Source organism: Pseudoalteromonas galatheae (assembly GCF_005886105.2).
In the GTDB taxonomy this organism is placed as follows: domain Bacteria; phylum Pseudomonadota; class Gammaproteobacteria; order Enterobacterales; family Alteromonadaceae; genus Pseudoalteromonas; species Pseudoalteromonas galatheae.
In genome coordinates this window covers 3,131,610-3,154,736 of the sequence record NZ_PNCO02000001.1, presented here as the reverse complement: position 1 = coordinate 3,154,736, position 23,127 = coordinate 3,131,610, and the positions used below count along the sequence as shown (strand labels likewise).

20 protein-coding genes are annotated in these 23,127 nt (G+C 43.0%); 17 read left to right on the top strand and 3 right to left on the bottom strand.

Annotation, left to right across the window (positions count from 1 at the left end):
• Positions 1-111: 111 nt before the first annotated feature.
• Entirely contained in the window at positions 112-618 is a 507-nt protein-coding gene (locus CWC29_RS14015) for a glycine cleavage system protein R (RefSeq protein ID WP_128727676.1), read from the bottom strand.
• Between the two features lie 305 nt (positions 619-923).
• Between CWC29_RS14015 and CWC29_RS14010 the strand changes: the two genes are divergently transcribed.
• From CWC29_RS14010 to CWC29_RS13965, 10 genes are all read left to right on the top strand, one after another.
• Entirely contained in the window at positions 924-3,158 is a 2,235-nt protein-coding gene (locus CWC29_RS14010) for an ABC transporter permease subunit (RefSeq protein ID WP_128727677.1), read from the top strand.
• Between the two features lie 15 nt (positions 3,159-3,173).
• A complete protein-coding gene (pstA, locus tag CWC29_RS14005) occupies positions 3,174-4,823 on the top strand; it encodes a phosphate ABC transporter permease PstA (RefSeq protein ID WP_128727678.1) in 1,650 nt (549 codons plus the stop codon).
• 27 nt (positions 4,824-4,850) lie between these two features.
• Positions 4,851-5,678: a phosphate ABC transporter ATP-binding protein PstB gene (gene pstB / locus CWC29_RS14000; RefSeq protein ID WP_010607157.1), complete on the top strand. Its 828-nt coding sequence runs from the start codon at positions 4,851-4,853 to the stop codon at positions 5,676-5,678.
• Positions 5,679-5,701: 23 nt separating this feature from the next.
• On the top strand, positions 5,702-6,403 hold the full coding sequence (phoU, locus tag CWC29_RS13995; protein WP_010607158.1) for a phosphate signaling complex protein PhoU: 702 nt from the start codon (positions 5,702-5,704) through the stop codon (positions 6,401-6,403).
• A 142-nt stretch (positions 6,404-6,545) separates the two neighbouring features.
• Positions 6,546-7,223: a TIGR00153 family protein gene (locus CWC29_RS13990; RefSeq protein WP_010607159.1), complete on the top strand. Its 678-nt coding sequence runs from the start codon at positions 6,546-6,548 to the stop codon at positions 7,221-7,223.
• Positions 7,224-7,259: 36 nt separating this feature from the next.
• Positions 7,260-8,528 carry an inorganic phosphate transporter gene (locus CWC29_RS13985; RefSeq protein ID WP_128727679.1) on the top strand — a complete coding sequence of 423 codons (1,269 nt, stop codon included), beginning with the start codon at positions 7,260-7,262 and terminating at the stop codon, positions 8,526-8,528.
• 108 nt (positions 8,529-8,636) lie between these two features.
• The gene (locus CWC29_RS13980; protein WP_128727680.1) at positions 8,637-9,548 is read left to right on the top strand and encodes a hydrogen peroxide-inducible genes activator; all 912 of its coding nucleotides are present in this window, start codon (positions 8,637-8,639) and stop codon (positions 9,546-9,548) included.
• Between the two features lie 122 nt (positions 9,549-9,670).
• Positions 9,671-10,210, top strand: coding sequence for an RNA polymerase sigma factor (locus CWC29_RS13975; protein ID WP_128727681.1), 540 nt, complete (start codon positions 9,671-9,673; stop codon positions 10,208-10,210).
• Positions 10,203-10,775, top strand: a complete 573-nt coding sequence (locus tag CWC29_RS13970) for a hypothetical protein (RefSeq protein ID WP_128727682.1) — start codon at positions 10,203-10,205, stop codon at positions 10,773-10,775. The genes CWC29_RS13975 and CWC29_RS13970 overlap by 8 nt, the downstream gene beginning before the upstream one ends.
• Positions 10,772-11,662 carry a hypothetical protein gene (locus CWC29_RS13965; RefSeq protein WP_128727683.1) on the top strand — a complete coding sequence of 297 codons (891 nt, stop codon included), beginning with the start codon at positions 10,772-10,774 and terminating at the stop codon, positions 11,660-11,662. Before CWC29_RS13970 ends, CWC29_RS13965 begins: the two co-directional genes overlap by 4 nt.
• An 89-nt stretch (positions 11,663-11,751) precedes the next feature.
• Here the strand turns inward: CWC29_RS13965 and CWC29_RS13960 are convergent, their stop codons facing one another.
• Both CWC29_RS13960 and CWC29_RS13955 read right to left on the bottom strand, forming a co-directional pair.
• Entirely contained in the window at positions 11,752-11,949 is a 198-nt protein-coding gene (locus tag CWC29_RS13960) for a hypothetical protein (protein WP_010607165.1), read from the bottom strand.
• Positions 11,950-12,107: 158 nt separating this feature from the next.
• The gene (locus tag CWC29_RS13955; protein WP_128727684.1) at positions 12,108-14,615 is read right to left on the bottom strand and encodes a GGDEF/EAL domain-containing response regulator; all 2,508 of its coding nucleotides are present in this window, start codon (positions 14,613-14,615) and stop codon (positions 12,108-12,110) included.
• Between the two features lie 321 nt (positions 14,616-14,936).
• Here CWC29_RS13955 and queA point away from each other — a divergent pair, with 321 nt between their 5' ends.
• From queA to CWC29_RS13920, 7 genes are all read left to right on the top strand, one after another.
• Positions 14,937-15,974 carry a tRNA preQ1(34) S-adenosylmethionine ribosyltransferase-isomerase QueA gene (gene queA, locus CWC29_RS13950; protein WP_128727685.1) on the top strand — a complete coding sequence of 346 codons (1,038 nt, stop codon included), beginning with the start codon at positions 14,937-14,939 and terminating at the stop codon, positions 15,972-15,974.
• A gap of 214 nt (positions 15,975-16,188) precedes the next feature.
• A complete protein-coding gene (gene tgt / locus CWC29_RS13945) occupies positions 16,189-17,328 on the top strand; it encodes a tRNA guanosine(34) transglycosylase Tgt (protein ID WP_138523672.1) in 1,140 nt (379 codons plus the stop codon).
• A 20-nt stretch (positions 17,329-17,348) separates the two neighbouring features.
• A complete protein-coding gene (gene yajC, locus CWC29_RS13940) occupies positions 17,349-17,687 on the top strand; it encodes a preprotein translocase subunit YajC (protein WP_010374166.1) in 339 nt (112 codons plus the stop codon).
• 24 nt (positions 17,688-17,711) lie between these two features.
• Entirely contained in the window at positions 17,712-19,571 is a 1,860-nt protein-coding gene (gene secD / locus CWC29_RS13935) for a protein translocase subunit SecD (RefSeq protein WP_128727687.1), read from the top strand.
• A 9-nt stretch (positions 19,572-19,580) separates the two neighbouring features.
• Positions 19,581-20,525 (top strand): protein translocase subunit SecF, encoded by a 945-nt coding sequence (secF, locus tag CWC29_RS13930; protein ID WP_128727688.1) that lies wholly within the window; start codon positions 19,581-19,583, stop codon positions 20,523-20,525.
• Between the two features lie 132 nt (positions 20,526-20,657).
• Complete coding sequence (locus CWC29_RS13925; protein ID WP_128727689.1) at positions 20,658-21,185, top strand: hypothetical protein; 528 nt, start codon at positions 20,658-20,660, stop codon at positions 21,183-21,185.
• Between the two features lie 112 nt (positions 21,186-21,297).
• Positions 21,298-23,079: a bifunctional diguanylate cyclase/phosphodiesterase gene (locus CWC29_RS13920; RefSeq protein WP_128727690.1), complete on the top strand. Its 1,782-nt coding sequence runs from the start codon at positions 21,298-21,300 to the stop codon at positions 23,077-23,079.
• The last annotated feature ends 48 nt before the right edge of the window (positions 23,080-23,127 follow it).

The window sequence follows — 23,127 nt, the reverse complement described above, 5'->3', positions numbered from 1 at the left end:
CCATAGGTACAGCTTATTTTTACAGCTTAAGCAGGGTGTGTGACATAATTATGACAAACACAACGCGCCTGTCGTGTTTGTCATGTGACCTTCATGAGTATAGTGGAGGTCTTAACTTTCTTCTATGTCTACGATCAAATCACTGGTGATTGATTCGAGCGCTTCAATAACGTTTTCTTTGACTGTGCCTGCAGGTAAAGTAACCGTCGCAAAAGCGCTGAAAATAGGCAGCCCCCAGTTAGGTGCGCTACCTTGTTTTGAAGTTAAGTGCGTAATATTTGCGCCTTTGTGACGAATAACCGTAGCAAGCTCTTGCACAATTCCCGGTCTGTCATTACCTGTAATAATTAAATTTAATGTATCTGGTTCATCCTGCGCTTGCTGGTTTTCGCCTGATTCAACGCTAACGTCCAAACCTGGCAATTTATGCAATGCATCTTGTATTTCCTGCAAATGTTCTTCAGCAACTTCAACCTGTACTATGCCCGCGAATTGTCCGGCAAGATGGCTTAAGTTACTGGTTAGCCAATTACCATGGTTAGAAAGAATAGTAGAAGAGATTTCCTCAACGAGACCCGGTCGGTCCTTACCTATAAGTGTTAATATTAACTGCTTCATATCATGTCTCTTTTTTTGTGGCGCCCGTAGGCGAAAAAACGAATTCGGCGCATGATTTAGACTAGTCTAAAAACTCACTTTGTCCAGTGTCTAGAAACACTTAATGTAAAGAAATGCAACGGATTTTTCGTATTTACTCTAGACTAACAATCAGAGCGTTTTTTGAGCCGATTAGTTCCATTATTTTTATAATAAACTTGATGACCAATATCGATTGAAGAAAGTTCAATTGTGTCTCAGGTGTAACACAACTGTCATCTTGATGAAATATAATGCCCCCAATTTTTAAACCAAAGGGTATATTGATGACTTCAAATCCGCAAAAGCCATCCTTTAAAACGGATAGAAGCCGTCTCTTTAAAGACAGGTTTGCACAATTTGGCATTACTTCTGGTGGGGTAATGGTATTAGTCGCACTTTTACTTATCTTCTTCTATTTGTTGTATGTTGTTCAACCAATCTTTGAGTCAGCAAAGGTTGAAAAGCGTATGGATATTCAGCTTACACAAGACAAAACATATTTAGGTGTAGGAGTAGAAGAACAAACTGAAATTGCGTACTTACTTGGTAGCCAGGGGTCGGTAGATTATTACCAGATCAAAGGTGAAAGCGCCGGTAAATTACTAGATACATTGGATGTTGAACTTGACGGTAATGTCACAGCATTTGCAGAGAGTGCGCCTTTCTTGGGGCAATATGCATTTGGTCTGGATAACGGTCAAGTACAGCTAGTGAAGCCGATGTTCACGGTCAGCTTTCCGGGAAATCAACGTGTTTTAACCCCTCGTTTAAGTTATCCACTTAATGCGAAACAGCTGATTGTCGACGAACAAGGCCAAGCAATTCGTAAGTTCGCCTTTAGTCACTTCGAAGACAAAACCGCTGTTGTTGCTCAAACTGTTGATAAACGAGTTATTTTTGCTTCTTTTGTTGCAGAAGAAAACATGTTTACTGGAGAGGTTGAGTGGGCAGTTGAGCGTACCGAGCTAGATATTGATGGTCGTGTTGATGAGTTACTTATTTCTCCAGACACATCGCGCACATTTGTTCGCTCAGCAAATCAGGTTTACGTCTTTGATTCTCGCTATGCTTCTGAAGTTGAGTTATTCCAATTGCTTGCTGCAAACGAAGAAAACGCCAACTTGGTCGATATGAACCTGCTAGCGGGTGCCAATTCATTAATGCTTGCTAACGACAACGGTGAAGTTTCACAGTGGTTTGAGGTCAATACCGATGACGGACGTCAGTTTGCTAAAATCCGCTCTTTTGAGACACCAAAGAGCAAACAGGTAAAACTATTCAGTGAATACTATCGTCGTACTTTTTTCACGACCAACGAAAATGGTCAATTAGGTCTATATTACACCACCAGTGAAGCGCACTTATGGCAAGGTAAAGTCACAGACAAAGCAGTACAGAAATTTGCGGTAGCGCCGCGTGCGAATGCGGCTTTATTACTCGCCGATGATACATTAACTGTGGTAGAGCTACACAATGAACACCCAGAAGTAACTTGGTCTGCATTGTGGCAAGAGGTGTGGTACGAAGGTTATCCAGAGCCAGCTTACACTTGGCAATCAACTTCAGCTAGTGATGACTTTGAGTCTAAGTTTTCCCTAGTGCCGATTTCATTCGGTACTATTAAAGCAGCAATGTACGCTATGTTATTTGCGGTACCTATTGCACTAGCGTCAGCAATCTACACCGCTTATTTCATGTCGAGTGAATTACGTCGAGTGGTTAAACCGACGGTAGAGATAATGGAAGCACTACCAACGGTTATTTTGGGCTTTTTGGCGGGCCTGTGGCTAGCTCCTTTAATCGAAACGCATCTACCCGCCGTGGTTGCTTTATTAGTGCTATTGCCAATAGCAATGATAGCAACGGCATTTGGCTGGACTAAGCTACCTGCAAAAATAAGACACTTGGTGCCTGAAGGTTGGCATTCAATCTTGCTGATCCCCGTTGTACTTATCGTAGGCTGGATTTCATTTGCTATGAGCGGTGGTATAGAGTCTTGGCTGTTTGGCGGTAATGTGCGCCAATATTTGACCAACGAGCTAGGTCTAACATTCGACCAGCGTAACTCCCTAGTAGTGGGTATCGCAATGGGCTTTGCGGTTATTCCCACAATCTTCTCTATTGCAGAAGACGCGGTATTTAGCGTACCTAAACACCTTTCAAATGGCTCATTAGCACTCGGTGCAACGCAGTGGCAGACTTTGGTTCGTGTTGTATTGCTGACAGCAAGTCCAGGTATCTTCTCTGCTGTGATGATGGGTCTTGGTCGCGCCGTAGGGGAGACGATGATTGTATTGATGGCAACCGGTAACACGCCAATCATGGACTGGAGTATCTTCCAAGGTATGCGTACGCTTGCCGCAAACATTGCGGTGGAAATGCCGGAGTCTGAAGTTGGCAGCTCTCACTATCGCATCTTGTTCCTAGCTGCCTTTGTATTGTTTATTTTTACTTTCGTATTTAACACCGTTGCTGAGTTTGTTCGTCAGCAGCTGCGTGAAAAGTACAGTTCAATGTAATTGGAGTGACATGACATGGTAAAACAGTGGTTTAAGTCAGGTTCTCCGTGGATCTGGATGACAGGTGGCGCGGTCAGTATTAGTTTGATTTCAGTAATTGGACTACTTGCGATGATAGCGTGGAAAGGATTGAGCTTCTTTTGGCCATCAGAAGTTGTAGAAATGCATCTCGACGGCTCAGTTGCTAAGCAAACGGTAATTGGTGAAATATACGATCGTGAGATGGTACCAAAATCTCGTCTGGAAGCGGCTGGATATGATCTGTCTGGATATGAAGGTGAAAATGTTGAGCGTTTACTATTAAAAACAGGTAACCGTGAATACGTAGAGCTTGATTTCCGTTGGGTGTTATCAACAGACATCAAAAGCCAGTCTACACCAGCGGAATTAGCGGTATTTGAGCGTAGTAAAAATGGTAATTTCTATGGTTATGTTGCCCGCGTTTTAGAGGATGGCAAAGTTGTTACGGAGCAACCAGTTAAAAAACTGCATGAGTTAGTTGAGCGTGCCGTAGATCTAAATGAAGAGGCACTAGATCTACAAAACAGTGAAATCGGCCATATTAACTATGAACTTGAGCGCTTACGCTTAAAAGAAAAGTCATATCAGTTAGATAACGAACTGACTGATGAGAAGCTAGCAGAACTTAATGCACGCCGTGCAGAGCTGCGTGAAGATTACAAAGTATTCGAAAAGCGTCTTTTTGAACTAAGAAAGCAAGCAAAGCGTGACCAAGTCGTTGTTCGCGATATGCGCGGCGAAGAAGTAATTTTACCGCTGTACCAAGTATTGGATGTTTGGTTTCCTAATGACATGGGCTTTTTTGCCAAAGCGGGCCACTACTTAGTGCAAATTAGCAAATTTGTGAGCGATGATCCGCGCGAGGCGAACACCGAAGGTGGGGTATTCCCAGCAATCTTCGGTACGGTATTTATGGTTATGCTGATGGCAGTGATCGTGACACCCTTTGGTGTGGTTGCTGCTATCTATCTCCATGAATATGCAGCAAAGAATGCCGTGACTAAGATGATCCGCATCGCGGTAATAAATCTCGCAGGTGTTCCATCTATTGTATATGGGGTATTTGGCTTAGGATTCTTTGTTTATATGCTGGGCGGCTCAATTGACGAACTCTTTTATCCTGAGGCAGCGCCAAGCCCTGTATTTGGTACACCTGGTGTGATTTGGTCTGCACTTACACTTGCCATTCTTACTTTACCAGTGGTTATTGTATCCACGGAGGAAGGCTTGTCTCGGATCCCAAGCTCAGTGCGTCATGGTTCACTTGCGCTTGGTGCAACTCAAGCAGAAACTCTATGGCGGATCATAGTACCAATGGCAAGTCCGGCAATTATGACGGGTCTTATTCTTGCTGTCGCACGTGCTGCGGGCGAGGTAGCTCCTCTTATGCTAGTTGGTGTAGTAAAGATGGCACCTACACTACCACTAGACGGAAACTTCCCCTATATTCACTTGGATCGTAAGTTTATGCACTTAGGGTTCCATATTTATGATGTTGGCTTCCAAAGCCCGAATGTTGAAGCTGCTAGACCTTTGGTTTATGCAACCGCGTTCCTATTGGTTACAGTGATTATTGCACTGAATATCACAGCGATTGGTATTCGTAACCACTTACGCGAAAAGTTCAGATCGTTAGAGCATTAACAGTAAAGATTTTTAATAGGTAAAAACATGATTACAGTAGCGCCAGAAGTCAATCAAGCAAACGGCAATAACAAGCTTGATTTAGCAAACTTAAGTCCAGAACTCACCGCACTAGAGATCAAAAACCTAGATCTTTACTATGGTGATAAACAAGCCCTTAGCAACGTCAATATGTTGATCCCAAAAGGGCAAGTAACCGCATTTATCGGTCCATCAGGTTGCGGTAAGTCAACGTTACTGCGTTGTATTAACCGCATGAACGACCTGGTTGATAGCTGTCGTATTGAAGGAGAAATTAACCTTCAAGGGCAGAACATTTATGACAAGAGCGTAGATGTTGCGGCACTGCGCCGTAACGTAGGCATGGTATTCCAAAGGCCAAACCCTTTCCCTAAATCTATTTATGAGAATGTGGTTTATGGTCTGCGCCTGCAAGGTATCAAAGATAAGCGTAAGTTAGACGAAGTGGTTGAAAAGTCACTCCGTGGCGCCGCGCTTTGGGATGAAGTAAAAGACCGACTTCATGACAGTGCATTTGGTTTATCCGGTGGTCAGCAGCAGCGTTTGGTGATTGCTCGCTCTATCGCGATTGAACCTGAAGTGTTGCTACTTGATGAACCAACATCAGCACTCGATCCGATTTCAACATTGGTTATCGAAGAACTCATTAACGATCTGAAAAACAAGTATACTGTAGTTATCGTTACACATAACATGCAGCAAGCTGCGCGTGTATCTGATCAAACTGCGTTTATGTATATGGGTGAGTTAATTGAGTATGCAGATACCAATACCTTATTCACCACGCCGTCTAAGAAGAAAACAGAAGACTATATTACAGGTCGTTACGGTTAAGACGAGCTTGCGAGGAGAATATCATGGAACACAATATTAATAAGCACATTTCTGGCCGCTTTAATGAAGAGCTAGAAAACGTGAGAAATCACGTACTCAGTATGGGTGGACTGGTAGAGCAGCAATTAAACACTGCGCTTGATGCGGTTAACCACAATGATGCTGAAAAAGCGAAAAAAGTCAGTCAGAACGACTACAAAGTCAATGCGATGGAAGTGAATATTGACGAAGAATGTACACGTATAATTGCGAAAAGACAGCCCGCAGCCAGTGACTTGCGTTTGGTCGTTGCCATCGCAAAAACGATTGCAGATCTTGAACGTATCGGAGACGAAGCTGAGCGAATTGCCAAAGTTGCGTTGGATTCGTTTACCAAAGATCAGCAAGACTTATTGGTAAATATTGACAACATGGGCCGCCAAGTGTCGCAAATGCTGCATGATGTGCTTGACGCGTTTGCTCGTATGGACGCGCAAAAGGCATTTGAAGTGCATAAAGCTGATGCCAAAGTGGACCGTGAATACGAAGCCGTAACGCGTCAAATTATGACCTATATGATGGAAGACCCACGCTCTATTCCAAAAATCATGGATTTAATTTGGTCTGTGCGCTCATTGGAGCGTATAGGCGATCGTTGTCAGAATATTGCGGAATACGTGATTTATTTCGTAAATGGCAAAGATATTCGCCATACATCTCAAGAAGATATCGCAAAAACCTTGTGATGCTTATCAACTAGTTGCGCGCTTTCGGCGCGCAATTTCATAGTAAGTTCATCTAAACTTGCAATAAAACCGTTCACAACGGCGCTCAATGCTGTAAAATTACTCTCTGCACATGCATACAAATATGATTTAAGGGTCAGTTATGCCTAGTAACGCGTTTTTAGGGGTATTTGCTAAATCTCCTATTAAGCCAATTGAAGAGCATATAAAAATAGTCCATCAGGCCAGTGCGGCTTTGATCCCATTTTTTAACCATGTCTTCAAAGGGGAGTGGACAGAAGCAGATGCAATTCGCATTGAAATCCGCAACCTAGAGCGTGAAGCAGATGAACTCAAGCGTGAAGTACGCTTACATTTGCCTCGTGGTTTATTCATGCCAGTAGAACGGACTGACTTACTGGAACTTATCACCCACCAAGATAAGATAGCCAACAAAGCGAAAGATATCGCAGGTCGCGTTATCGGTCGTGAAATGGTCATCCCTGAATCCATTCAAAAAGACTTTCTTGCTTACGTCACGCGTTGTGTGGACGCAACTAAACAAGCATCAGAAGCGATTAACGAGTTTGATGAACTGCTTGAGACAGGCTTTAGAGGCCGTGAAGTCACTTTAGTTGAAAAAATGCTAGTTGAGCTTGATGCCATCGAGCAAGATACCGACGATATGCAAATCAAAATTCGTCGAGAGTTACGCGCTGTTGAAAGCGAGCTTAATCCAATTGATGCGATGTTCTTATACAAGATCATTGAATGGGTAGGTGGGCTTGCAGATATCGCAGAGCGCGTTGGTTCACGTCTTGAGCTGATGTTAGCTCGTTAATAAAAATCGATCTTTTAAAATAAAGTAAGGTTTCTTATGGATATCATTGCATCCTACGGCACTGTATTGGTTTTAATTGCCGCAGCAGTTGGTTTCTTTATGGCTTATGGTATTGGCGCAAACGATGTTGCGAATGCTATGGGTACTTCGGTAGGTTCAAAAGCACTTACCATTAAACAAGCAATTATTATTGCTATGATCTTCGAGTTCGCTGGTGCTTATCTTGCTGGTGGTGAGGTAACATCAACGATCCGAAAAGGGATCATAGATTCTACTCCTTTCATTGATATTCCTGAACTGATGATATTAGGAATGATCTCTGCACTTTTCGCTGCGGGTAGCTGGCTATTGATGGCTTCAATGTTAGGTTGGCCTGTATCTACGACACACTCAATCATTGGTGCAATCATTGGTTTCGCGTTAGTTGCCGTGGGCAGTGAAGCAATCCAATGGGGCAAGGTTGCAGGTATAGTTGGTAGCTGGATTGTCACCCCCGCTATTTCCGGCTTTATTGCCTATCTCATCTTTATGAGTGCCCAGAAGCTCATCTTCGATACCAATAAACCACTAGAAAATGCTAAACGTTTTGTGCCTATTTACATGGGTCTAGCGGGCTTTGTTATGTCTTTGGTTACTATCAAAAAAGGCCTTAAGCATATTGGTATTAAACTCGGCACTGTCGAAGGTTTTGCCCTTGCTATCGGGATTGCAATTATTATTGCTATTATCGGTAAAATAGCGATTGCTAAACTAAAAATGGATCCCAATGCAGACAAGCAAATGCAGTTCAACAATGTTGAAAAAGTATTCGCTATCCTTATGGTACTAACTGCATGTTGTATGGCATTCGCGCATGGTTCGAATGACGTTGCTAACGCAATTGGTCCATTAGCGGCAGTGGTCAACATTGTTGAAAACGACGGTGAAATTGCTAAGAAAGCGGCCCTAGCTTGGTGGATCTTACCTCTAGGTGGTTTAGGTATTGTTGCGGGTCTTGCGATCCTTGGTAAGAAAGTTATCAAAACTATTGGTGAAGGCATCACCCACCTTACTCCAAGCCGCGGCTTCGCAGCTGAACTTGCCGCTGCTTCAACAGTAGTAATTGCATCAGGCACAGGCTTACCAATCTCTACCACCCAAACCCTAGTTGGTGCGGTATTAGGTGTGGGCATGGCGCGTGGTATTGCGGCATTAAACATGGGTGTTATTCGTAACATCGTAGTTTCTTGGGTAATTACATTGCCAGTTGGTGCTGCCCTTGCTATTGTTATATTCTATATTTTGAGATTGGTGTTCGGCGTATAAAGATACACCGCACTTTTCAAAAAGACAGACTTTTAGCTTGAAAAGATCTCAACACCTTTGGTGTTGGGGTCTTTTTATTTGTGCTGTTGAAAATTAAGAGTAAAGCTTGTGACGAATCTACCTAGTATCAAACAACTACAATACCTTCTTGCGGTGCATCAGCACCAACATTTCGGTCGTGCAGCGGAAGCATGCTTTATTGGTCAGTCGACGTTAAGTAGCGCGATACAAAACCTTGAAGAGACATTGGGATGTCAGCTAATTGAACGCGAAAATCGCAGCCTAATGTTTACCGATATTGGGGAAGAAGTGGTTGAGCGAGCTCGGAAAATTATTGATGACACCATGAGTGTTAAAGAGCTGACTAAAAGCTACAAAAACCCATTGTCTGGTAAGTTGACGTTAGGAATTATTCCCACCATTGCCAGTTTTATCGCCGCGCCACTTTATCAGGCGTGCAAAAAGGAGTTTGAATCGCTTAATTTGGTTCTAGTTGAAGATACCAGTGACAACTTACTGGACAAGCTAGAGCATGGCCATATTGATATGGCAATGTTGGCACTACCTTATAGAACGGATAAATTTCATACTCAAGTGCTTGCAAAAGATCATTTTAGTCTGGTTCGACATGCAGAGTACAGTGTACCAGAGCCAATTGACGACTTTAATCTGCTGCCTGAGCAAAGTGTATTTTTACTCGAAAAAGAGCACTGCATGACCGGTCATGCACTTAGCGCTTGCCACTTAAATCGTAGCGCATGCATTAATCCATTTGAGGCGGCAAACCTACATACTTTATTAAGTATGGTGGAATACAAAAATGGCGTGACATTTTTGCCTCAAATGGCTATCAATGCAGGGATTTTGGAGGGGAAACCTTTAGTGGCTATGCCACCGCAAGATCATGCATATCGTGAGATTGGTTTGATTTGGCGTCGTACTACCGGGCGGATCAGAGATTTTAGACTGTTTAGTGACTTTGTTGGTGGCTACATCAGTGGTCAATGTCAGTCTAAGTAATAGTAATGAATATGAAAGGCACCTTAAAGGTGCTTTTTTTTGCAAAAATTTTTCCGCCCCTACAACTTTTTTTGCAGCCGCTACGATTAATAGTTAGTGAGAAGATTGGATGAGTGGACTGCGTGTTTTTTAACAGCGAAAAACAATTAATAAAAAGAGCACTGCAAGGTAATCAAGGAGCATGGTCAAAGCTTTGCGCCCAGCATCATAGCCGTGTGTATAACCAATGTTTGAGGCTGGTTGGCAATCCGCAAGACGCGCTAGATATTGCTCAAGATGTATTTTTAAGTATGTATCGAAATCTGCATACCTTTAATGGTGATGCTAAGTTCTCGACTTGGGTATTTAAAATCACCCATGCAAGGATTGTGGATCACATGCGAAAACATAAGTTTGAATCGATTGAAGGTAAAGAACCTGAGACTTCACAATACGGACCTGATACCAAAATAGTGCAACAGCAAAGTAACGAAGAGATATATATTGCGCTGAAACAGCTACCATTTGAGCAGCGGATTGTCGTAGAGCTAAAGTTTTTCCAATATTACACTTTTGATGAAATTGCACAGCAGCTTGAGTTATCAAGTAATACGGTGAAGGCTAGGCTATACAGTGCGCTAGGTAAGATGAAAGGGCAACTTGAGGTGCAAAAACATGGCTAAATTAGCACACTTATTCGAGCAGTGGTTAGATGGTGAAGTACTGACTGAGTCAGAGTTGGCTGAACTTCAGGCCAGTAGTGAGTACCGGGAAATGATGAATGCTGCTGTTACTTGGCAGAAGCATGCTGCTAGCTTTGAAGAGCAAGCCCCTCCATCACAGCTCACTTTGCGACATCAAACTCGCGCTTGGCCAGTGGCTGCCGTCGCAGCTTGGCTGGTTGTTGGGCTTGGTGTCTCGGGACTTTGGTTACAGAATTTAGGCTTACACCAACAGTTGAGCGTTCAACAAACGCAATTGGCACAGCAGCAAAGTGCTATACAGAACATGCTTGCAAAACTTGATGAGACTAAGCCAATAGATCAAGCCACGCTTGCCAAGTTAGCAACTCAAGTGGTTGAACAAAACCGTAAAGAGCGCAGTTTGGCAATGAATAATCTCGTTGATCTGATCCAGGCACAAAGAGCGCAAGATCAAGCTCTACTTAGGCTGCAATTGAATGAGTTAGCAGAGCAAGTTGAGCAGACACCGACACAAAATTTAGCACAGTATCGAGGTAAACCATGAAGTTAATTCCATTTTGTTTTGGCGCTGTCGCTGCCATTACTACAAGCCTTGCCCAAGCCCAAATTATTGATGAAGCGCTAAAGCGCGAGGTTGCTATTTTTGAGCGGGTACTGCTAAGTGCACTGCAGCATGACACGCAAGATCAAATTCGTAGTGTTTCTGGCTATTATTTGAAAGATCAGGGAGTTGTGTTTGAACTAGCATTAAAACGTCGGCATCGGTTGGAGTGGATCTCTCATATCGACAATCTGGATGATGTCGCAGCAATAGGAGAGTTTGAACTGCCAGAATTCGATATGGACATCACGGAAGTTGAGATTTCACAGCCTATAGCTGAAGCTGTTTCTCAAGCCTATTCGGATGCTGCCGAGAAAGTCAGAGCAGGAGCCGAAAAGGTTCGCGAAGCCGTAGAAAAAGAAAGAGAAAATAGAATTCAATTACGGGAGCTTGAACGGCAAAAAGCGGAATTAGAGTTTGCGAAAAGGCACGAAAGTGATGATCAAGTAAAAGAATTTACCGAGTCATTGAGAGAAGTTGAAAAGCGCATAGAAAAGCTTTCACTTAAGGATTCGGAATTAAAAGACCTTAAAGATAAGCTGAAAGCGAGTCTTGAGGCTTCACGGGTCAAACGCGCGAAAGAGAAAGCAGAAAAGCAGCGAGCACTCGAGAAAATGCTAGTAACCAGCTTAGCCCGAAGCTTATGTGACTATGGTGCGGGTTTAAGACGTTTACCTAGAAATGAGCACATAAGCTTTATTTACAGCGAACTCAGTAATGCTAACAATAAACATATATATGTTTATCCAAAATCCTTGGTGCAGCAATGTGTTAAAGGTGAGAAAACGGCAAAACAGCTTGTTGAGACAGTAACTAGCTATCGTTTTTAGGTAATCTGAGTTTGGGGTAAAAAAGTGACAAGATAAAACAGCATAGCTAAATGCTGTTTTATTTATGAAGGAACTTAAACTTGTTCGCGTTAAGCCTGCTCAATATTTTTTGCCGTAGTTAAATTTGGTAAAAAGAGTAAGTAAACCCAAACCACTAGATTAAAGTAGGGTAGCAAGCCCAGCCCTGTGAACAACTTTACCGGATATCCTTTTGTGTTGGCATAGCGGTAACATTGATAAGCGATAAGCAAGTTTGCAAGTAGTAAAAACAGTGATAATGACAGCATAATTTACCCCTTGAAGTCCATAGCAAGATGTAACTCAATCCTTTGAATGTCTATAAAATTAAGGTGTTACCCTAAAATTTGGAGACATTTTAAACTGGTATTTTTAATTATAGTGGACTTTGCAAGAAGTAAAAGTAACCTTTAGTATAAAAATGTTACTACGCTGTTTTTAGAGATAAAATAGTTTTCGCACTTCTCGCTAGTTGTTCAATAGGGAGTGGTCTCGAGATAAAGTAACCCTGTCCATAGTCCACACCTATTTCCTTAAGTTTTTGAAATATATCTCTGTTTTCGACATATTCAGCAACTGAACACTTATCTAATGAGTGACTAATATCGTTGACGGCTTTAACCAGCGCTAGATCAATTGGGTCGTTGAGCATGTCTCGAACAAAGGAGCCATCTATCTTAACATGCTGTGCGGGTAGTTGTTTTAGATAACTAAAAGTGCTGAAGCCTGTCCCGAAATCATCAATAGCGAAATGACAGCCAAGATCATTCAGATTTTTGATCATCGTCTGGGTTGCATTAAGATTGTTAATGCTGGCAGATTCTGTGATCTCAAAAATAACGCGATTAGCTGAAACTTGATGCTCTTTTAAGCACGCTTGAATGTGGGGCTGAAGTCGTTCATCTAAAAATGAATGTGCAGATAAGTTAATCGCTACTTGGCTCAAAATCTCATGTTCAGCCAGTGCTTTAATGGCAGTTCTGATCACGCATTGATCCATCAAAAATGTATCATTAAGTAGCTCTAATGCGGGAATAAACTGATTTGGGTAAATTGTCTCGCCGTTGATCTTTAATCTGAGCAGTGCTTCGTAATAGGCTATTTGTTGTTTTTTGAAATCCCAGATAGGTTGATAGTGGAGTTCGATGCTATCGTTTTGGAGTGCTTGCCTAACACTATGTCCCCACTCTAAACCGGTTTGTAGCGTCTGATTTTGCTCATCTTCTTTGTTATAACAATGGACCAAGTTTCGGCCGAGATTCTTGGCAATATAAAGGGCTATATCTGCTTGTTTCAAACACTCGCTGGGATCTGCATTTTCATTGGTAATTTGCGTTAGTCCAATGGAGCAACTGAGAGAGTATGCATTATCTTCAAAGTGAAACTTATGTTCTTCGATAGCCATACAAATGCTTTCAGCGCACATATGAGCGTCTAGCAGGTTGGTGTGCTTAAGCAGCACAGCAAATTCGTCCCCACCAATACGAAAAGTTAGATGCTCTTCACCTATTTTGTCGCCAAATAACTCAGATACTTCTTTGAGTACGATATCTCCTTGCTGATGGCCTTTACTGTCATTAATGATTTTAAAGTGATCTAAGTCGATATAAATTAGCGCATGCTCTATATCTTCTGCGGACTTTACTTCATTACATAGCTGATTTAATTGCTGATCAAAGTAGTAGCGGTTGTGTAAGCCTGTAAGTGTATCATGTAGCGCTAAGTGTCTGAGTTGCAGTTCAGCTTGCTTACGCTCGTGAATGTTATCGAGTGTTGCAGTAATAGCGACCGAACTTGAGGTGTTCTTGATAAGTTGCAAGCGACACTCAATCCATACCAAATGTCCAGCTTTATGGCAGAGCTGCAGCTCTACTTGCGCATGCTGCCTTACACCACTTTGAATTTCCCCAATGACTTTGTTGAAGGCTTCAAGCTCATCCTTGGCAATGTAATCGCTGAGCTGAGTATTGAGGCTTGATTTAATACCGAACCCCGAGAGGTATTCCCATGCAGGGTTTATAAACCGGATCGCGCCTTTCAAATCTAATTCGACGACAACAGTTCTAAGGTGCAGCAAGATCCGTTGGTGCGCAGAAAATAAATCTTTATAGCGGCTTTCACTGCGACTGAGTTGCTCGACTTTATTGGCAAACTCTGCGTAGCTCACCATAAAATCTTCTCGTCGTGCCGCATGGTCACATACTTTGCTTAAAAATGGCATATCGTAAGGTGCTCGAACAAAGTCGGTAACGCCTAGCAGTAATAGTTGTTCGGCATGGTCAGCATCGCGCTTGTCAATAATAGTTACGATTGCTTGGCTTGGGCGGTGCTTAAGAATACTTTCTACTAAGCTTTCTGCGGAACCTGACAAATTAGATGTTGTGTCCATCAAAATAATGGCGTAATCATCTTGAAGAAATAGCGATAAAGCGTTAGCCGCAGAGCTTACATGGGTGCAAACAAAATTGTGCGATAAGTGTTCACAAATTTTTTGGGCACGCTGTTGATTGGGTTCTAATAAGAGTAAGTTGAGACGACTACTTTTGTCTAAATGCGTTGACAGCACATTGGCCAAAATTTGAGGTAACATGTCTTGACGCTCAAAAGGTAGCACGGCATCGATACTATAACTGCGGGCGGTGGTTTCAGCTATTCGCTCACAATAAGTTGGTGGAATTAGTACGATGGGTGTATTTTTTGGTGTTGCGAGCAAACCTGAGCGGATCATGCGCGAGAATCGCCAGCCATCTATTTTGCCAACATCCAAGCCGGTGATCACTAAATCTACAGCCTGGGTTTTCAACAAGCTTAGCGCATCTTGAGAGTCCGACTTAGCAATAATAGTAAAGACATCTAATGCACTAAGAGTTTTGGTCAAGGTTTGACGCTCGTGAGCACTGGCGTTAACAATGAGCAACGTTAGCTGTCTAGACACAATAAAAAAACCTCACCAGATACTGCGACACAATCGTTGGGCTTGTCTTTAAGTTAGCAAATCGCACTTAATCTCTGCTTGATAACAATCAAACAGTAAGTCGAACTTTGCTCTTGAAATCATAGCCGATAGCGATAAGTTATTGTTAAAACTTAAAGAATAAAGAACACACTGAACAAAGGTGCACACCGTACAAAATTTTTCATGGTGATTACCGCTGTAGACTCGCTAGGTTAAAGGTATTTACGCAAGGTTACAAGCACTTGATTTCGCCAAAACACCGCACTAGACTTGGCGCACTTTTAGAAATGAGGCCTTTCCATGCGCGTAGCAGACTTTAGTTTTGATCTTCCTGATGAGTTGATTGCCAGACACCCAATGAAGGAACGCTCTAGCAGTCGTCTTCTTACCTTAAATGGCAATAGTGGTGAAATAGAGCACAAGGTATTTAGAGATATTTTGGCACTCATTAATCCAGAAGACTTAATCATCTTTAATAACACTAAAGTTATTCCTGCTCGTATGTTTGGTCAAAAAGCCAGTGGTGGAAAACTAGAAGTACTGGTTGAGCGCGTTGTAGATGAGCGTACTGTGCTTGCTCACGTCAGAGCGAGCAAGTCGCCAAAGCCTGGTACCAAGATTGAGCTTGAAGGCCAAGCAACCGCAGAAATGGTTCAGCGCCACGGTGAATTATTTGAGCTGAGATTCGAGGGCAAAGAAAATGTATTGGCTATTTTAGATAAAATTGGCCATATGCCTTTGCCCCCTTATATCGACAGACCGGACGATGATGAAGATAAAGAGCGTTATCAGACTGTTTATGGTGAGAAACCAGGCGCTGTTGCTGCACCTACCGCAGGGCTGCACTTTGATGATGAATTGATGGCCAAGCTAAAAGATAAAGGTGTTGAGATGGCCTTTGTTACTTTGCATGTGGGCGCGGGTACGTTCCAGCCAGTGCGAGTCGATTCAGTAGAAGAGCATGTTATGCACTCAGAATACATCGAGGTCTCAGCAGAAGTCGTGGAGTCAATTAAAGCGGCTAAAGCCAGAGGGGGACGGGTGATCGCTGTAGGTACCACATCTGTGCGCTCACTCGAGTCTGCCGCTAAAGCAAACGGCGGTGAAATTGCTCCACTGTACGGCGATACCGATATTTTTATTTATCCGGGCTACCGATTTAACGTAGTCGATGCAATGGTGACCAACTTCCACTTACCAGAATCAACGCTAATCATGTTAGTGAGTGCGTTTGCAGGGCAACAGCATATTATGAAGGCTTACCAAACTGCCATTGAGCAAAAATACCGCTTCTTTAGTTACGGTGATGCGATGTTCTTGCAAAAGCAAGATAAGTAACTCACGTCGTACAACTATTAAAATGCCCAGTATTGCTGGGCATTTTGCGTTTTATGGCTGTAAAGTTGCAAGCTCGATATGGACTTTGTGTTTTTTATCCCAATATTAGAATTGCGCTAGTAATCTTGGTAGAATCGAAAGATCACTGCCCTAAGCATTGGCTTAGCACGTTTTTTAGTCAAAGTTGGACTGTTTTTCCGACAACGAGGTAACAATGAAATTTGAATTAGATAGCAAACAGGGTAAGGCTCGCCGAGGTCGCTTGATTTTTGACCGTGGTGTGGTAGAAACGCCTGCATTTATGCCTGTTGGTACTTACGGCACAGTAAAAGGCATGACCCCTGATGAGCTCAAAGAAACGGGCGCACATATCTGTCTAGGGAATACCTTCCACTTGATGCTAAGACCTGGCACTGAGATCATCAAACAGCATGGCGATTTGCATGATTTTATGAATTGGGATAAGCCGATTTTGACCGATTCAGGCGGCTTCCAAGTATTTAGTCTTGGTGCGATGCGTAAAATTTCGGAAGAAGGTGTGCTATTCAAGTCTCCAGTTAATGGTGAAAAGATTATGTTATCACCAGAAAAAGCAATGGAAGTACAGCGCGACTTAGGGTCAGATATCGTCATGATTTTTGATGAGTGTACGCCGTATCCTGCGACAGAAAAAGAAGCAAAAGACTCGATGGAGCTAAGCTTACGTTGGGCAAAGCGCTCTAAAGAAGCACACGGTGACAACCCTTCTGCGCTATTCGGTATTATTCAGGGGGGTATGTACCCAGAACTGCGTGCCGAGTCGCAAAAGGGCTTAGAAGAAATCGGCTTTGACGGTTATGCACTCGGTGGTTTATCAGTTGGTGAGCCAAAAGAAGACATGATCAATATTCTTGACCAATGCGCGTATAAAATGCCGGAAAACAAACCCCGCTATTTAATGGGCGTTGGCAAACCTGAAGATTTGGTTGAAGCGGTGCGTCGTGGTATCGACATGTTTGACTGTGTAATGCCAACGCGTAACGCTCGTAATGGTCACTTGTTTGTGACTGGCGGCGTGGTGAAAATCCGCAATGCAGCACACAAAACAGATACCAGCCCACTAGATGCGGAGTGTGATTGCCATACTTGTAAGAATTACTCTCGAGCGTACTTACATCACTTAGATAAGTGTAATGAAATTCTAGGCGCTCGGCTCAATACCATCCACAACTTACGTTATTATCAACGTTTGATGGAAGGAATGAGAAATGCCTTGTCTGAAGGTACATTTGATGAATTTGTCGAAGACTTTTATGCGCGCCGTGGCATTGCGGTGCCAGAGTTGGCTGACGTTGGTTTGACAGAAAATAATTAATTTATAAACGAGGAAGTGAAATGAGCTTTTTTATCTCAAACGCGCATGCTAGCACTGCAGCGGCAGCACCGGCTGGTGGTGGCATGGAAATGCTAATCATGTTAGGTATTTTTGGTCTGGTATTTTATTTTTTAATTTACCGTCCACAAGCTAAACGTGTTAAAGAGCACAAAGACCTAATGGGTGCATTAGGCAAAGGTGACGAAGTACTAACTCAAGGTGGACTTGTGGGTAAAATCACAAAAGTTGCTGATGATAAAGACTTTGTTGTAATCGCACTAAACGACCAAACTGAAGTGACAGTGCAAAAGTCAGCGGTTTCAGCAGTGTTACCTAAAGGTACAATGAAATCTCTATAAGAATAACAATAAAGGGATAGCCCAGTGTTAAACAAGTATCCAATGTGGAAGTACTTACTTGTTCTCGCTGTGTTAGCTATCGGTATTCTTTATGCCACACCTAACTTGTATGGCCGCGATCCGGCCATACAAGTATCTGGCACAAAAGGTGCTGATGCGACGCTCAGTGTACTAGATCAAGTTAACGAAACCCTACAAAAGAACGACCTTGCCGTGAAATCTTCTGCACTAGAAGATGGTCAAATCCTTGTTCGTTTTAAAAATGTTGAAGATCAGCTTAAAGCACAAGATATTCTGCGAAATAGCTTAAGCGATGATTACATTTCAGCAATCAATATGTCTCCTGCACAACCTGAGTGGTTAAAAGACTTAGGTGCAAACCCGATGAAGCTTGGTCTAGACTTAAGTGGTGGTGTTCACTTCACAATGGAAGTGGATATGGTCACGGCGATGGACAATGCACTTGAGCAAATGGAGCAAGATTTCAAGAGCGATTTGCGTGAAGAGAAATTGCGCTATCGTTCGGTACGTCGTGTCTCTAATAGTGAACGTGTACAAGTAACGATGCGTTCAGAAGAAGATAAAGACGCGGCGATGAGCTTTTTGAGAAAGCGTTACCCTGGTAACGATTTCATCAATGATAGTAGCGACAGCCTCGCTTTCTTTTCAAGCCTTAGCGACCTTAAATATAAAGAGCTGCGTGAATACGCTATCAAGCAAAACGAAACCATTATTCGTAACCGTATTAACCAACTTGGTGTTGCTGAACCTAATGTTCAACGTCAAGGTGGCGAGCGTATAATTGTTCAACTTCCAGGGGTTCAGGACACGGCTCGGGCAAAAGAAATTCTAGGTGCCACTGCGACACTTGAGTTCCGTGAAGTAGATGAAAATGCTGACGTACGTGCAGCGGCACAAGGCCGCACTCCTCCTGGCACAGAAGTGATCCCACATAAAGATGGCTATCCGGTTGTGCTTAAAAAGCGTGTTATCCTTGAAGGTACACATATCACCGGCGCGCAGTCTGGTATGGATGAATATCAGCGCCCCCAGGTGAATATCAAGCTTGATAGCAAAGGTGGGGCAAAAATGAACGCCTTCACCAAACGTGCCATCGGTAAACGTATGGCAACGGTTTTCATTGAGTACAAGCCATCAGGCAAGAAAGATGAAAACGGTAAAGCGTTACCCCCAATCAAAGTGGAAGAAGTGATTAACGTTGCAACGATTCAAGCACGTTTAAATAGCTCTTTCCGTATTACCGGAATTGATAGCCCTGCAGAGGCACATAACCTAAGCTTACTACTTCGCGCAGGTGCATTGGTTGCGCCAATTCAAATTGTTGAAGAGCGCACTGTAGGTCCAAGCCTTGGTCAGGAGAACATTGAAGCTGGTATGACAGCGGTTGTCCTTGGTTTTGCTTTTGTTCTTGCCTTTATGTTGCTGTACTACAAAGGTTTTGGTCTGGTAGCAAACCTAGCCCTTGCGGCTAACCTCATCATGATTGTAGGTGTGATGTCGATGATCCCAGGTGCTACACTGACGCTGCCTGGTATTGCCGGTATCGTGTTAACAGTTGGTATGGCTGTTGATGCAAACGTACTTATTTTTGAACGTATTCGTGAAGAAATTGCGGAAGGCCGCAGTCCACAGCAAGCCGTTCATCATGGCTACGACAGTGCATTTAGTACGATTTTTGATGCCAACATCACGACCCTAATTGCAGCAGTGATCCTTTTCTCTGTCGGTACGGGCCCAATTGCAGGCTTCGCGGTAACCTTAGCTATCGGTATCATTACTTCAATGTTTACAGCGATTGTTGGTACACGTGCGGTTATTAATGCCATTATCGGTGGCAGACGTATCACTAAGCTATCAATCTAGGAGACGGGCATGCAATTATTAAACTTAAAAAGCACTATCCGTTTTATGTCAGCAAGAAAGCTCTCAATGGCTTTCTCGGCATTGTTGATCTTGGCTTCAATTGCCTCGTTCATGGTGAAAGGGCTAAACTTTGGTTTGGACTTTACTGGTGGTACGGCAGTTGAAGTTGGGTTTTCGCAGCCTGCAGACTTAGCAAAGGTACGTAGTGTATTAGCCGAAAATGGTTTCGCTGATGCTTCTGTACAGCTTTTTGGCTCGAGCCAAGAAGTACTCGTACGACTCGCACCACGCGGAGATGATGTGAAAGCAGAGGTGTTGGGTAACCAACTCATTGCAGCGCTTAAACAAGCGGATGAAAGCGTAATTATGCGTCGCATCGAATTCGTAGGCCCGAGTGTCGGTGAAGATCTCAAGGAGCAGGGCGGTTTGGCGATGCTAACTGCGCTTATTTGTATCTTGATCTACGTTGCTTTTCGATTTGAATGGCGTTTTGCCGTAGGTGCTGTTGCAGCGTTATTTCACGATGTTGTGCTGACTATGGGGTTGTTCTCAATCTTAGGTCTTGAATTTGACTTAACGATTTTGGCGGCAATATTGGCGGTGATCGGTTACTCACTCAACGATACTATCGTTGTGTCCGACCGGATTCGTGAAAACTTCCGTAAAGTACGCATTGACGACACCTTAGAGATCATCAATATTTCACTGACCCAAACGCTTAACCGTACATTAGTGACTTCAATAACGACTATTTTAGTATTAGTTGCGTTATTCGTATGGGGTGGTCAAACCATACATGGTTTTGCAACTGCGTTATTATTCGGTGTGTTTATCGGTACCTACTCTTCTGTTTACGTTGCAAGCTCTGTTGCAGTGGCAATGGGCGTTAGTAAAGAAGATTTGATCCCGGTAGAAGTCGAAAAAGAAGGTGCAGATTTAGACGCTATGCCTTAATCATAGAATTTGACGTGATAACCGAAAGCGGCCTTCGTGCCGCTTTTTTGTTGTTGGCAAAATCTCATTTTATTGTTTCTAAAATATTACATTACTATATAATGATAATCGTTATCAATAAAGGAGATACTTATGTACAAATTTGTGATGGCGGTTGGCGCATTAACATTAATGACTGCATGCTCTAAGCAACCAGAGCTTGAGCAACAAACCGAATCTGTAACCACAGAAGCAACATCATCTTTAGCACAATACAAAGTTCAAGCTGAGGCGCTACTTGCGGATATTCGTATAGAAAAAGACGCTGCTGCACTTGAAACTCAATCAGCAGAATTAGTTACTCTTTCTCGAACCTTACTAAATGAGTTTGTTACTAAGTATCCTCAGTGCCAAACTTACCTAGATGCCTTAGATAAAGCCGCCGATATCATTCCTACTTTACCACTTGAAGAGATTGAAACTGGTTATCACGCGGATGGCAAATTACCTAAGTTTGACGACCCAGTTTGTTACCATGCCAAAGACTTATTAGTGCATCCAGCAACCGTGCAAGCGATCGCGATCAAAGGCTTTAGTGATGCTGAAGACTATAAAAGTGCAGAAATGGAAATAGTAGAAGTGATTGCACACTTTGATCAGGTAGAACGAGCGCTGAAGTAAGCGGTTGAAAATCATTCAACTGCAAATTGGGTACATTTCACCCGATTGACATATATCTGTCATATACAGTTGCTACCGTGCGCGATTATACTTTTACAGTGAGCTTGATGCTGTGGATCCTTCGCGCACGTTAGTACTTAATACAATAATAAAAGAAAAAGCTGTTTTTACTCTGTTTCAGCCAATCTACGATCTTGCGAAACGCCAAGTTTTAGGATTTGAAGCGTTGAGTCGTGGTATGTCTGGCTCGCTGTTAGAGTCTCCAGACAAACTCTTTGCGATTGCAAGTCAGCAGGAAAGGTTGTCTGAGCTGGAGATTATCTGTCGTGAAGCGGCGATTAAGCAGTTTGTCTCACTCAACCTTCCCGGTAAGTTGTTTTTAAATGTTAGCCCCAAAGCGCTACTCGAACCGAGCCACCCCAAGGGAGAAACTAGGCATCTGACCGAAGTGTATGGCCTCGATCCCAAGCGAGTCGTCATTGAAGTGACTGAGCAAGACAAAGTAGATGACGCGAATTTGCTATTAACGACAATTACCCATTATCGAGAGCTTGGATTTCAAATTGCAATTGATGATTTAGGAGCTGGCTACTCTGGCCTAAGAAAGTGGTCTGAGCTGTGTCCTGACTATGTTAAAGTCGACAGATACTTCATTGATCATTGCGACCAAAGCGTGGTGAAGCGTGAGTTTTTAAAATCTATTATTGAGCTTGCTAAAGCCACCAGCACTCAGGTTATAGCCGAAGGCATCGAGCGGGTTGAGGAGTTAAAGCTGATAGAGCAGCTCGGCATTGTAAATGCTCAAGGTTTTCTGCTCGCGAAGCCTACTCGAAAGCCACCGACAGAGCTGGCGCTGTTAAAATCTCTACATTCGGAAGTTCGATCCAGTTTTAATCAATTTGAACAATCAATGGCTATCGGCTGGCTTGCCAAAGAAGCCAGTGCAATCCATGAATGTACGCAATGTATCGATGCTCATAGGTTGTTCGAACAAGATCGTAAGCTTACCAGCCTTGCTGTGGTAAACGATGCTAGGGAGCCTGTGGGGCTGCTACACCGAGATCAACTAACAGAGGTTTTCGCTGCACCATATGGACATGCGCTTTTTGATAAAAAATCAGTCGTTAAATTGATGGATAAACAGCCATTAGTGGTGGATGAGCAGCAAGAGTTAGATACGGTTAGTAAGCAAATAACCGACCATGAATTTGATATTCGACGTCATATTATTATTACCAGAGATAGTCGTTATCTTGGCTTAGCGCCGCTGAGAGACATACTCAAGCACATCACAGAAGAAAAAATTCGTCACGCCCAACATGCCAATCCACTAACTATGTTGCCAGGCAATGTAGCGATAAATGAGGCTATTGAACAAAGGCTGCGTTCACATCATGACTTTTCTCTTGCATATATCGATCTAAATCATTTTAAGCAGTTTAATGATTTATATGGATATGCCAGTGGCGATAGCGTAATTAAGCTACTTGCTGAAGTGACAGTTGATGTATGTGCACAGAGCTCAAGTTTTGTTGGACATATCGGAGGTGACGATTTTATGGTGGTGTTCGATAACAAGGACGCAGAGGAATTATGTCATGAGATCATCTCTCAGTTTGAGTTTAAGTCAAAAGCTTTCTTCACCCCGGAACACGTTAGTGCTGGTGGTTATTGGGCTACAAATCGTGAAGGGCAAAAACAATTTGTGCCTTTACTCACTCTATCGATTGGCTTAGTGAGACCGGATTTACAGCACTGTATCAATTCACACCAAGTCGCTGCTTTGGCAACAGACGCAAAGAAAGAAGCCAAACGCTATCGTAATAGTTATTTGTTCGTCTGTAATCGTCGAAAACCCACAGTATCGACTGTACGACTTGAAAATGTAGGTTGACTATATCTTTAATTACGCAATAGTGATATCAATCAAAATGAGTGGTTG